Here is an 11,992-nt window from a genome sequence, read left to right on the forward strand (position 1 = left end):
AATCCTGCCCCGCCTGACAGGCGCGCGGCAAGGCAACGCGGCGGCATCCCGTCACGTCGGCACATGGCACACAAGCGCTTTGAGCGGCCATGCAGGCATGGCCGCTGCAGCAATTCACTGGGGTCAAGATCATCCGGTCTCTCATACCCCCCCATCTGCCCCGTTACGCAGGGGCCCCTCCACAATCAATCCGACCAACCGCCAATAAAGCCTTACCCCTTGGTCTAAACAACAGCTCTTCAGAATTGATGACGCAATCCGATGTTGATGGTCGTGGTGTCGCCCGAAACCAGCCCTGCGGTGCGCGCCACGGTCAGCTCCGCACGCAGCAGGCGGGTCATCGCCAGCGAGCCATGCAGCGCCACCTCCACCCAGGGATCATGCAGGCGATAGGCATTGGCGCCCGGCCCCGGCAGCCCCGGGCCAGACCCGGCAGGCCCGCCGACCCCGCCCACGCCGCCCGCCCCGGCAAAGGAGGTGGCATTGCTGGACCACAGACCGGCCAGAGACACGCCCAGATAGCTGCGCCGCGCCCGGCCCATCATATGATCGACGCGCAGCCGCATGGTGCCGGTCCAGGTCGGTTCGCCGGTGGCGTAATCCTGCCCGGCGCTTACCGGCTGATCGGGGCCCTGCAGCACGGTGCCCGCCGGACGCAGCCAGCGCCCCCAGGCATAGACCACCGCCAGCGTGGGCGTGATAAAGGTGCGGTTGCTGACCGGGATCATCTTCCCCACGCTGGCGCCCGCCGCGTAATAGGGGCTGCCGCTGGGCCCGTTGCTGGGGCGCACGATGGTGTTCACCCCGCTGCCATCGTCGACGCGCACCGCGCCGAAATGCTGCCAGCCATAGCTGACATAGCCATCGAGCAGCCAGTTGTTGAGGTTGATCCCCCCCGCCAGCGTGCCGACATTGAAGGTGGAGGCCGCCGACACCGCATCGGAGAGCAGCGGCGTGTGATAGCGCATGGCGCCCAGCTGCACATAGCCATGGCCGATCTGGCGGCGCAGCTCGACAGCGCCATAGGCGCCGGTCGCGCCGCCGTCGCGCGGGGCCAGACCGCCCGAGACACCGATCGACCACAGCGCGGGCGGCGGCACGATCACCGGATGATTGCCGGCCTCAGGCGGGACGGCCACGCCGGGGACCTGCAGGCAATGCTCCATGCCATCGGCGGGGCAGGGAACGTTCGCGGTGTCGGGCGGGGCCGGTTCGGACGACACGGCGTCAGCGGACGCAACGGCCTGTGCCTCGGTCCGAGTTTGTGTCTGGGCCAGCGCCATCGTCGGCAGGGCGGCCAGCATGGCTGCCGGCAGGCCGAACCGTACCCCCATGGACAGGAGGCCCTTGCCGCGGGCCGCGATGTCGATCTGTCTCATGTCCCGGCTTTCGTCGATAACCCCTTGGTCCCGCTGGCTTGCTCTAAGCTCTTCCCCGGCGAGACCCGTATCCTTCCTTACCCGGCAAGGCGCCGTCGCACCAGTCCCGGCAAGCACAAGAGTTGCCCGCCCGCGCGCGCGATCAGCAGGATGTAGAAAGAGAGCCACAGGCCGATGTTGCCCCAGGGCGCCGCCAGCCACAGCGCCGCATTGAAGGCCAGGAAAGCGGCGGCCATCGTGCCCAGCATCGCCCGCGCCCAGCCTGCCCCCACAAAGACCCCGTCCATCACATAGGAGGCCACCCCCAGCACCGGCAGGGCGGCGGCCCATGGCGCGATCCGGGTGGCGGCAGCGCGCACCTGAGGGTTGAGCGTGAAGCTGGAGGCGATGTCCGCCCCCGCCACGGCATAGACCAGCGTGATCACCAGCCCCAGCCCCAGCCCCCAGCGCAGATTGGCGCGCACCGCCGCGCGGAAGGCGGGGGCGTCACCCTGCCCTGCCGCCTCGCCGCAGAGGACCTGAGCGGCGGTCTCGAAACCGTCGAGGATCAGGGCGGAGAGCATGAACATCTGGAAGAGAATGCCATTGGCAGCCAGCGTCACGGCACCCGCCTTCGCGCCTGCCCGCGTGAATTCCAGCATCACGCCCGTCAGCAGCAGGGTGCGCAGGAACAGGTCCCGGTTGAGCGCCAGCAGGCGGCGGAAGGGCGCCAGATCGCCCAGCAGCGCGCGGTGCTGATGCAGGCCCTGCCATGCCCCCTGCCTGACCGCCAGCGTGAGAAGAAAGGCGAATTTCAGCCATTCGGAGATCAGCGAGGCGCTGGCCACGCCCTGCACGCCCCAATGCAGGCCCAGCACCAGAGTCAGGTCCAGCGCGATATGCACCAGATTGGCGCCCACCTCGGCGGCCAGCACACCGCGCACCTGCCGCTGCCCCACCAGCCAGCCGGTGAGCGCGCCATTGATCAGCGCGGCAGGCACCGCGCCATAGCGCCGCGCAATATAGGCCCCGGCCAGAACCGAGAGATCCCCTTTTGCCCCCAGCCACTCCAGCCCCAGCGGCACGATCAGCGGATAGGCCGCCAGCAGCAGCGCGGCGATGGCGCCCGCCAGCAGCGCCGCGCGGGCCAGCGTGGCGGCCTGCTCGCCCGCGTCACCCCGTCCGGCCTGTTGGGCGCTGAGAGCGCCAGCCTGTTGGGCGCTAAGCGCCGTGGTACCGGTGCGCAGGAAGTTGAACACCACCAGCAGCGAGGTCATGAAGCGCGCGCCCAGCTCCACCCCGCCCTGCGCGGCGGCATCGCCCAGCCGGCCGATCACCCACAGATCGGCCAGACCGAACAGGGCGGTGGCAATGTTGGTGAGCATGGCCGGCAGCGCCAATGCCCAGATCACGCGTGCCTTCATCATGCGTGTTACGGCGGCGTCAGGCCGAGATGCGTGGCCTGCGCCACGATGCCGGGATTGGCGGCGGTGACAGCGGCCAGCTCGGCCTTGCCCTCATCCGTCTGACCCAGCCGCAGCTTGGCCAGCGCCTGACCATAGCGCGCCCAGCCCATGGCGGGCGCCTGAGCCAGCACCTGCTTGTAACCGTCGAGCGCCGCCTGATTATGGCCCAGCCGCAGCTCGACCAGCGACTGGCTGTCCAGATAGGCGGGCTTGGGCCCGTCGCGCTTGATCGCCTTGCGGCAGTCCTGAGCGGCTTCCTCCAGCATGGTGCCTGCCAGCCCGCGCGCCCAGCAGCGCAGATTGAGCATGGAATTGACCTCGCTGTCCTCGGGGTGGAGGCGCATCCAGTCGTCGAGGAAGGGCAAGGCATCGGCAGGCTGGCCGGTCTCGATCAGCATGCTGGCCAGCGGGCGCACCAGCGTCGATCCGGCGGGAATCTTGCTGCGCAGCGTGGCGACATCGGCCTCACCCTTGGCACGCTCGGCCTTGTCGCGCTGGCCGCGGACCAGATGCAGGCGGGCGCGCATGATCAGCACCTCGGGCTTGTCGGGCGCCAGCTGCACGGCCATGTCCAGATCGGTGAGGGCCGTCTCCACCGTGGCGGCGGGGACGCGCGCGCCATCCTTCGGGGTCATTTTCGCGCGGGCGCGGGCATAGTAGAAATCGGCGCTGGCCGGGGCATCGGGGGCCATGGCGATGGCCTTGTCCAGATCGTCCATGGCGCCGACCGTATCGCCGCGCGTCAGCCGGGCCTGACCGCGCAGGCCATAATCCTGCGCCGTCCTGGGTTCATCCTTGTTTTCGACGCCGGGGGTGGAGGCCGCGCTCATCTCGCTCAATTTGTCATGCGCGGAAACACGGCCGCCATTGTAGCTGAAATAGATCTTGCGCTGGCTGTTGGCGATCCAGAGATGATGCGAAAGGATAAAATCCAGCCCCACCAGCATTTCGACCGGATCGCTGCGATCCTCGATATCGCCGTCGATCACCGACATGCGGCTGTTCTGGATGCTTTCGGTGCCCACCTGATACAGAGCGACGCGGGCGATCCATGATTCATAGCGCTTGCGCCCGAAGCCGCCCGTCATCCCGTTCGATTTGGCCGCGGCCGGAGACAGATCGATGCCGGTGCGCAGGGCAGCCTTGCGGCTGATGATCGTGCTGGGCGCGCCAGTGTCCAGCAGCGCCTTGACCGGCTTGCCATTGATCATCACGGTGAAGCGGCTTTTGCGGTCGAGCTGGCCTTCAGTGGGCAGCAGCTTCACCTCATTGTAATTGCCGTCTTTCGCCCAATAGGCCATCGACAGTTTCTGGCAGCTGAGGTTGGGCTTGAGCAGGCCCAGCTTGCCCTGCGCCAGATCGAGATCCAGATCGGCCAGATCCAGCAGATTGGCGCCCAGCAGCCCCATGCCCATGTCGCTGCCGCCGACGACGAATTCGATGTTGTGCAGCTCGGCCCCCAGAACGCCGAAATCCCGCACATGGGTGACATTGGCCCCTGACGAACCACCGATGCCGCTCAGAGTGAGGCCGATCGGCGCCATTTCCAGGGTCAGCCCCATGGCGCTGGCATTGGCCCGCGCCATAACATTGTAGAAGGCACCAGTATCGAGAATGAAGCGCGTATCGCGCCCATTGATCTTGACCATGGTGGTGGCACGCCCCCCCACAACCTCCACCGGCATTGTGCCATAATTGACGACCTTGCAACCATCCGCCCGGGCCGCCTGCGCCGTCATCGTGCAGACCAGCGCCATCATCACGGGCACAGCCCGCCTTCCAATGCTCGATACCATCTTGCCCTATCCCTTTGGCAACACCTTCGATTCATGATGGTTTCTAGCAACTTACAAGCATCTGTCTTGTCATTTCTCGAAACGATAAAGAAAGTTGCGTGATGGCCCCCGCCGCCGCAACAGACGGACGCAACTTTCTGTACCGCGCATGAATAAGTCACAAAAGCGCAACAGGCTGGTCATATCAGCGCCCCGACAGGACGGTCCCGCCCATGCTCCCCGGGCGAGAAGACCGCACGGGTTCTCTCCCTTCATGAGGTGTGTTTTCGATGACGTCTCCCTTTTGCCGTATGCTGGCGCTTGCCTCGGTTTCGCTGATGCCTTTTGTCGCGCTGTCCGCTCACGCTGAAACGGCCCCCGCGGCCGCAGCGCAGACAGAGCAGGCCACCGATGAAGCGCCGCCCGCCGAGGACCCGCATGAGGTTGTCGTCTATGCCCGCAAGCGCGCCGAAAACGCGCAGGCCGTGCCGATCCCCATCACCACCCTGTCCGCCAATGAGCTGACCCGCGAAAATCTGGTGAACTTCACCGATTTCCAGAGCAAGTTCCCGGCCTTCTCGGTCTATCTGACCAACCCCAAGCAGCTGAACCTTGGCATTCGCGGCATCGGCAACAACGGTTTCAACACCGATGGCATCGACGGCTCGGTCGGCATTTTCGTCGATGGCGTCTACACCGGCCGTCAGGGCATGGTCAGCAATGATTTCAACGACATCGCTGACGTGGAGCTGCTGCGCGGGCCGCAGGGCACGCTGTTCGGCAAGAACACCACGGCGGGCGCGGTGATCATCAACACGCTCAAGCCCAGCTTCAAGCCGGGCGTGACGGCGGAGGCCAATGTCGGCAATATGGGCCTCCGCGAGGGCAAGGCCAGCCTGACCGGGCCGCTGATCGACGGCAAGCTCGCCTTCCGCCTGTCGGGCTATTATTCGGAGATGGATGGCAGCTACAAGAACCTCTACAACGGCCAGTATCAGAATGGCCGTCAGGGTGAGGGTCTGCGCGGCCAGCTGCTGTTCACCCCCAATGAGAAGCTGACCGTCCGCCTGATCGCGGCGTGGAATCATCAGGGTTTCAACACGATGTCCCCCATCGTGACCCAGATCTACACCCCCACCGCGCTTCAGGCCCGCATGGCGGCGGCGGGCTATACGCTGAACGCCAGCAATGCCAGCCAGCGCTACATCAACATCGATGCCGCGCTGAACGCCCGCACCGATTCCTACACCGGCAGCGGCACCATCGACTACGATCTGGGCACCGCAGGCACGATCACCTCGATCACCGCCTGGGAGCACTGGAAGTGCTGGACCAACAACGACAATGACTACACCCAGCTGAACGCCATCCCCGATTACGGCTCGTGCAACAATGAGCAGCAGTTCAGCCAGGAACTGCGCTGGGCCACACCCAAGAGCCGCCCGATCGAGGCGACTGTCGGCGGCTTCCTCTCGCGCCAGCAGCTGGCGGTGGACAGCCGCATCCGCTTTGGTGACCAATATTACATCTGGGCCGCCAACCCCTCGGCCACCGATTTCCCCACAGTGGGCGGCAAGACCTGGGCGCAGGGCGCCTATGCCAGCGCCGTGGCGGGCGTGGGCATGAACAGCCATGCCGTGTTCCACACCAACACCGAAGCGCTCTTCGCCAATGTCAGCTGGCATCCCACTGCGGACCGCAAGCTCGCGCTGGATGGCGGGCTGCGCTACACTTGGGAAAGCCGCAGCGAGTTCTATTCGGGCATCCTGACCTCGAACACCGGCAACCTCAACGCCGCGCAGATCGCCGATATGTCGAGCGCTGCCGCCAATGCGGCGATGGGCTCGGTCAACCAGTCGCTGAAGGACAATGCGCTCTCGGGCGAGGGCACGCTGAGCTATCAGGTCACGCCTGACGTGATGCTCTATGCCAAATACGCGCGCGGCTACAAGTCGGCGGGCTTCAACCTGCTGCCGGTGGTCGATCCGCGCATCTTCGCGCTGGGCGGCGGCCAGACCGTGAAGGGCGAGCAGGCCGACAATTTCGAAGGCGGCATCAAGAGCCAGTGGTTCGACAAGCACCTGCAGATCAACCTGACCGCCTATCACACCAAGGTCAGCAACTATCAGGCCAATGAATCGGTGGGCGTGGGCAACACGGCGCTGAAATTCCTGGCCAATGTGGGTTCGCTCACCTCCAACGGCGTCGAGCTGGAAACCGAGGCCTGGCTGCCCAAGGGCTTCCACGCCAAGGGCTTTGTCGCTTTCGACCATGCCTATTACAGCTCGTTCCACAATTCGGCCTGCCCGGCGGAATACACCGCCCTCTCCTGCGACCTGACCGGCCAGCAGGTGGCCTGGGCGCCGAAGTGGACCGCCGACCTGAGCCTCGATCAGACCTTGCAGTTGAATCACAATGTGAAGGGCTACTGGATGGTCGATGCCAATTGGCGCACCAGCCAGAACACCACCATCACGCTGGACCCGCTGGCCAACATCCCGGCCTATGCGCTGGTCAATGCCCGCGTGGGTGTGAAGCTGCTGGGCGATGCGCTGGACGTGCAGCTCTGGTCGGACAATCTGCTGAACAAGAGCTATTACATCAACCTGCTGGGCCTGACCAAATCGACGGGCATCGCTCAGGGCTATCCGGGCAATCCGCGCAGCTTCGGCGTGCGGGTGCGCGCCAGCTTCTAAAGCTTGCGCTTGAACGCCATCGCGTAACACAAGAGGCCGGGCTCACCCCCGGCCTCACCTTATTTTGAGAGACAGTCCCATGGCCCAGATCCCCTTCCTCGACAGGCGCGCATTGATGGCGCTGATGGCGAAAAGCGGGATCGGAGCGGGCGCGCTGGCTTCGGGCTGGCCCTTGCTGGCGGCCACCCCATGGCCGCGCAACATAGAGGCCAATCCGCGCTTCACCGATTATCCCTTCGCGCTGGGCGTGGCCTCGGGCGATCCCGCGCCTGACGGTTTCGTGATCTGGACCCGCCTGTGCCCCCGCCCCGCCGAGCAGCATTACGGCATGCCGCGCGCACCTATGGTGGTGAGCTGGGAGGTGGCGCCCGACGAAGCCTTCGCCACCATCATCGCCAAGGGTGAGGCGCTCGCCTCCCCCGAACTGGGCCATAGCGTGCATGTCGAGGTGGGCGGCCTCTCGCCGGATCGCGTGTGGTTCTACCGCTTCCGCATCGCGGGGCAGGTCAGCGCCGCGGGCCGCAGTCGCACCCTGCCGCTGCCCGGCGCGCGGGTGGACCGCCTGCGCTTTGCCGTCGCGGGCTGCCAGCATTACGAGCATGGCCATTACACCGCATGGGCCCATATCGCGCAGGAGCCGGTGGATTTCGTCTTCCACTATGGCGACTACATCTACGAAACCAACGAAAAGGGCGCGGAAACCCTGACCATTCAGGGCAACCCCTTCCCCCGCGCCCGCAAGCACAACAATGACGAACCCTATTCGCTCGACGATTATCGCCAGCGCTACGCCCAGTACAAGACCGACCCGCACCTGCAGGCCGCCCATGCCGCCGCCCCCTTCTGGATGAGTCTGGACGATCACGAGATCGACAATGACTGGGCCGACCGCTGGGATCAGGACGGCACGCCTCCGGAGGTCTTCCTCTACCGCCGCGCCGCCGCCTTTCAGGCTTACTATGAGCATATGCCGCTGCGCCGCGCCGCCATGCCCGATGGCAGCCATATGCAGATGTATCGCGGCGCGCGTTACGGCGACCTCATGAACGCCTTCGTGCTGGACACGCGCCAATACCGCTCCGACCAGATCGGCGAGGCCGAAAAACTGCCCGGCGGCGACAAGCTGGCCCCGATGACCCCCGCCGCCTATGATCCCGCACGCACCATGATGGGCGATGCTCAGGAGCAATGGCTGTTCAACGGCCTCGCCAAGTCTGGCACGCGCTGGAACCTGATCGCGCATCAGGTGATGCTGATGCATCTGGTGGGCCGCGCGGGCGGTGGCGCGAAGGGGTTCAATATGGACCGCTGGTCGGGCTATATGCACAGCCGCCGCCGTCTGCTGGCCCATATCGACAAGGCCTGCCCCGGCAATGTCGTCACCGTCAGTGGCGACGCGCATCGCCATTATGCGGGGGATGTGGTGCAGGATGAGGGTGCCCCCCAAACCGACTGGCGCGCCAAGCCCGGCAAGGTGATCACCACCGAATTTCTCGGCACCTCGGTCTCTTCGGGCGACGATGGCATGGGGGAATTGAACACGCCGCAGCAGCTGGCGGACAATCCGGTGCTGAAGGCCACCATCGACCGGCGCGGCTATGTGCTGTGCGATATGGGGCGCGATCTGTTCCACGCCGATCTGAAAGTGATCGACCGCGTGTCGTCACCGGGCGGCACGCTCTCCACCTATGCCAGCTTTGCTGTCGAGCGCGGCCATCCGGGGATGCATAAAGCTTGAGACAGGCGCCCCGGTGCGAACCGGGGCAAAGGCTCAGGCCGAAGCCGGGCGAACCTTGTCCAGCGCCTGATCGATGTCGAGATCGTCGCCCGGCGCGTCAGCCCCGGCCAGAATATCGACCAGACCCGCCGCATCGGCCAGCGTGCGGTGATCCAGCACGGCGGCCAGCTGCGTGCGTGCCTCGATCATGATGCGGCGCAGGGCGCAGGCAGCCTCATCGGTGCAGTCGAGGCAGCGGCGGTAGAACTTCTGGCTGGCGCAATGGACCAGCGCCAGCGGCCCGTCCGTCACCCGCATCACCTCGGTAAAGCTGATCTGCTCGGCGGGGCGCGCCAGCACATAGCCGCCCGCCTTGCCGCGCGTGCTGTGAACGATGCCCGCCAGCTTCAGATCGAGCAAAATCGCTTCGAGAAATTTGCGAGGAATGTTGGCACCCGCGGCGATTTCCGCGCTGGGATAGGGCTTGCTCCCATCCTTGCCTGCCAGATAGATCAGCGCCTTCAATGCATAGCGCGATTGCTGCGATAGCATGAAAGCCCGCCTCCGTTCTTTGCGCGCCATAGGCGGTTTCGCAGGGCAAAGCAAGCGGTCGCGCAGCGTGGCGCGCCCGCAAGGGCGGGATCAGCTTTCGGGGGTTTCCTCGCTTTCGCCACGGGCGGCTTCGCCCAGACGTTCGGCCAGATCGCCCATATCCTGACGCAGCCGATGCAGCAGGTTTGACAGGCCGAAAAGCCGCCCGATATCGTCAAAATCGATCTGCCGCGCCGCCTCGGTCTGGCGCACCTCGGCAAAAGCGGCGTCAAAGGCATCGAGCGCCTGCTGCGCTTCGGGCCAGGCCCCCACCACGCCATCGCGCATCGCCTTCGCGCAGCTGGCCACGAAGAGCGCCTCCTGCCTCAGCACATGGGCGCCCTCCTGCCCCACGCCGCCCAGCGCATCGAGTGGGAAGGGCGCTTCCAGCACGCGGCCGATCTGCGCGATATCGTTGCGGATGCGCCAGAGCGTGCGCGGCACCGCATCGGACAGCTCGCCGCGCGCCAGCCGCAGCGAGCGTTCCTGCTTCACCTCGGCCAGCAGAGTTTCTGCACCGACCAGCGCCTGACGCAGGGCAATCGTCGCCGCGCTGGAGGAAAAGCCCTTGCCGCTTTCCAGCGCCCCGGCCTGACCTTCGAGCACCGGCACCATCGCCTCGGCCACGCCCGCCAGCCGCCCCTGCAGCACGCGATGCGGGCGGCGCGGCAGCACCAGCAGGCTGACGCCCACGCCGATCACCCCGCCCAGCAGGATTTCGGCAATGCGGTTGAGCACGAATTCACCCACCGGCGTCATCATCGGGCGGGTGAGGATCACAATGGAAGCGGTCAGCGCGGCAATCTTCAGACGCGGCTGCAAACCGGCGACAAAGGCCCCCGCCCCCGTGGCAATCACCAGCGCAATGCCGATGGGCAGCGGCTCATGCGGGGTGACCAGCACCGCCACCGCGCCCAGCAGTGCGCCCGCCACCGTGGCCAGCAGCCGGTCCATCGCCGCGCCCGCCGTCGCCCCGGTGGAGGCCTGCATCACCACCAGCACGGTGAAGACCGACCAATAGCCCTGCTGCAAACCCAGCGCATGCGAGAGGCCATAGGCCACGGCGCAGGCCACCATCACGCGCAGCGCCTGAGTGGCGGCATTGCGCAAGCGTGGCTGGGCGAAAAAGGCGGCGTTCAAAGCAGGCATCGCAAGTCCAGTGAGGTCAAGAGGCGCGCCCCCTATCCCTAGCCCGAAATGGTGCCAAGCGTGAAGAAAGCAAACGACTCGTCGCGCGACGCAAACACTATGGCGCAGTCATGCGGTCGAAGCGCAGATAGCGCGCCACCTGATGCCGCTGCGGCAGGCCATCGGGCCCATCGCGCCTCAGCCGCCAGCCGCGATCGAGCGCCAGCCGGTCGATGTTGACCACCGTATCGACATGCCAGCCCGGCATTTCGGCGCGGATCTGGGTGATGGCCTCGCGCCCGTCGCTGGCGGCGACAAAGCGGTAATCATGCTGTTCGCGCAGAAAAGCCGTGGAATTGCGCCCCAGTTCAACCAGATAGCATTGCAGGGTCGGCAGCGGCTGGAAGGGATCGTCCCGCTCCACCGGCAAGGCGACCCAGCCATCGATATGGGCGGCCTGAAGCTGATGGGTGAAGGTCTCGCGGCAGCGCTCGATCATGCTGCGCTCGTCCGGGGCGACCAGCGCATGGACGAGATGGCTCTCGAACAGGCAGTCCTGCCGCGTGCCGCCGATTTCAACGATATAGAGATGATCCATGGTCGGGAGGAAACGCGCGAAGCCGCCACCGGTTCTCACGCCCAGCGAAAAGCGCCGCGTGGTTTGCACTGTGCGCAACAGTCGGAGCGCTTCGATCATCGCCCTTGCCCTGATGCCCCGCCTGACGCCAAAGGGAGGCCCCTGTCCTCCCGCCGAAAGCCCATGCCCATGTCCAGCGATGCCGATCTTGCCATCCGCCTGCGCCGCGCTGCCTTCAACCATGCGCTCGCTCAGGGCGATCTGGCGGCCATCGGGCCTCTGCTGGCGCTGAATGCGCAGCTGGTGACCGGCACCGACAGCGCCGTGCTGGCCGGTCGCAAGGCGCAGCTGACGGCGTGGAAGCGCGAATTCGCCGCCAGGCCCCGCACCATCTATCTGCGCAAGCCCGAGCGGATCGTCGCCTCCAGCGCCGAACCCATCGCGTTTGAGCATGGCACCTGGAGCGGCACCACCGCAGAGCAGGTCACCCATGGCGATTACACCGCCAAATGGCGGCAGGTGGCAGGCGAATGGGTGATCGAGGCCGAACTCTTTCTGACGCTTGGCTAAACCGCCACACAATCTTTCACGGCCCGGCAATCTACGCAAAGACCGGGACACCCCTCCCGTCAATTACTATAGTATTTTTATACTAATTTCTGACAAGTCTCTGAAAATCCTGAT

General features: G+C 65.7%; 9 protein-coding genes. 3 read left to right on the top strand and 6 right to left on the bottom strand.

Annotation, left to right across the window (positions count from 1 at the left end):
* Positions 1 to 239: 239 nt before the first annotated feature.
* The 3 genes from HGK27_RS16380 to HGK27_RS16390 all read right to left on the bottom strand — a co-directional run bounded on the left by HGK27_RS16380 (position 240) and on the right by HGK27_RS16390 (position 4,620).
* Complete coding sequence (locus HGK27_RS16380) at positions 240 to 1,379, bottom strand: hypothetical protein (protein ID WP_206241922.1); 1,140 nt, start codon at positions 1,377 to 1,379, stop codon at positions 240 to 242.
* Between the two features lie 77 nt (positions 1,380 to 1,456).
* Positions 1,457 to 2,785, bottom strand: coding sequence for an MATE family efflux transporter (locus HGK27_RS16385; RefSeq protein ID WP_456094183.1), 1,329 nt, complete (start codon positions 2,783 to 2,785; stop codon positions 1,457 to 1,459).
* Between the two features lie 5 nt (positions 2,786 to 2,790).
* Positions 2,791 to 4,620, bottom strand: a complete 1,830-nt coding sequence (locus HGK27_RS16390; RefSeq protein ID WP_206241923.1) for a retroviral-like aspartic protease family protein — start codon at positions 4,618 to 4,620, stop codon at positions 2,791 to 2,793.
* A 269-nt stretch (positions 4,621 to 4,889) separates the two neighbouring features.
* Here HGK27_RS16390 and HGK27_RS16395 point away from each other — a divergent pair, with 269 nt between their 5' ends.
* Both HGK27_RS16395 and HGK27_RS16400 read left to right on the top strand, forming a co-directional pair.
* Complete coding sequence (locus tag HGK27_RS16395; protein WP_206241924.1) at positions 4,890 to 7,295, top strand: TonB-dependent receptor; 2,406 nt, start codon at positions 4,890 to 4,892, stop codon at positions 7,293 to 7,295.
* A gap of 79 nt (positions 7,296 to 7,374) precedes the next feature.
* The gene (locus tag HGK27_RS16400) at positions 7,375 to 9,033 is read left to right on the top strand and encodes an alkaline phosphatase D family protein (protein ID WP_206241925.1); all 1,659 of its coding nucleotides are present in this window, start codon (positions 7,375 to 7,377) and stop codon (positions 9,031 to 9,033) included.
* A 33-nt stretch (positions 9,034 to 9,066) separates the two neighbouring features.
* On the opposite strand, the gene HGK27_RS16405 is transcribed toward HGK27_RS16400, so the two are convergent.
* The 3 genes from HGK27_RS16405 to HGK27_RS16415 all read right to left on the bottom strand — a co-directional run bounded on the left by HGK27_RS16405 (position 9,067) and on the right by HGK27_RS16415 (position 11,428).
* Positions 9,067 to 9,564, bottom strand: coding sequence for an RrF2 family transcriptional regulator (locus tag HGK27_RS16405; RefSeq protein WP_206241926.1), 498 nt, complete (start codon positions 9,562 to 9,564; stop codon positions 9,067 to 9,069).
* A gap of 90 nt (positions 9,565 to 9,654) precedes the next feature.
* The gene (locus HGK27_RS16410; RefSeq protein ID WP_206241928.1) at positions 9,655 to 10,752 is read right to left on the bottom strand and encodes an FUSC family protein; all 1,098 of its coding nucleotides are present in this window, start codon (positions 10,750 to 10,752) and stop codon (positions 9,655 to 9,657) included.
* A gap of 97 nt (positions 10,753 to 10,849) precedes the next feature.
* Positions 10,850 to 11,428, bottom strand: a complete 579-nt coding sequence (locus tag HGK27_RS16415) for a hypothetical protein (protein ID WP_206241930.1) — start codon at positions 11,426 to 11,428, stop codon at positions 10,850 to 10,852.
* Between the two features lie 69 nt (positions 11,429 to 11,497).
* Here HGK27_RS16415 and HGK27_RS16420 point away from each other — a divergent pair, with 69 nt between their 5' ends.
* Positions 11,498 to 11,878: a DUF4440 domain-containing protein gene (locus HGK27_RS16420; protein ID WP_206241931.1), complete on the top strand. Its 381-nt coding sequence runs from the start codon at positions 11,498 to 11,500 to the stop codon at positions 11,876 to 11,878.
* Positions 11,879 to 11,992: the final 114 nt, after the last annotated feature.

This window comes from Novosphingobium terrae (genome assembly GCF_017163935.1).
Classification (GTDB): domain Bacteria; phylum Pseudomonadota; class Alphaproteobacteria; order Sphingomonadales; family Sphingomonadaceae; genus Novosphingobium; species Novosphingobium terrae.

What these genes read in the sequence shown, in the direction of transcription:
- HGK27_RS16380 (WP_206241922.1), bottom strand. Translation starts at nt 1,379, where the DNA reads ATGAGACAGATCGACATCGCGGCCCGCGGCAAGGGCCTCCTGTCCATG.
- HGK27_RS16385 (WP_456094183.1), bottom strand. Translation starts at nt 2,785, where the DNA reads ATGATGAAGGCACGCGTGATCTGGGCATTGGCGCTGCCGGCCATGCTC.
- HGK27_RS16390 (WP_206241923.1), bottom strand. Translation starts at nt 4,620, where the DNA reads ATGGTATCGAGCATTGGAAGGCGGGCTGTGCCCGTGATGATGGCGCTG.
- HGK27_RS16395 (WP_206241924.1), top strand. Translation starts at nt 4,890, where the DNA reads ATGACGTCTCCCTTTTGCCGTATGCTGGCGCTTGCCTCGGTTTCGCTG.
- HGK27_RS16400 (WP_206241925.1), top strand. Translation starts at nt 7,375, where the DNA reads ATGGCCCAGATCCCCTTCCTCGACAGGCGCGCATTGATGGCGCTGATG.
- HGK27_RS16405 (WP_206241926.1), bottom strand. Translation starts at nt 9,564, where the DNA reads ATGCTATCGCAGCAATCGCGCTATGCATTGAAGGCGCTGATCTATCTG.
- HGK27_RS16410 (WP_206241928.1), bottom strand. Translation starts at nt 10,752, where the DNA reads ATGCCTGCTTTGAACGCCGCCTTTTTCGCCCAGCCACGCTTGCGCAAT.
- HGK27_RS16415 (WP_206241930.1), bottom strand. Translation starts at nt 11,428, where the DNA reads ATGATCGAAGCGCTCCGACTGTTGCGCACAGTGCAAACCACGCGGCGC.
- HGK27_RS16420 (WP_206241931.1), top strand. Translation starts at nt 11,498, where the DNA reads ATGTCCAGCGATGCCGATCTTGCCATCCGCCTGCGCCGCGCTGCCTTC.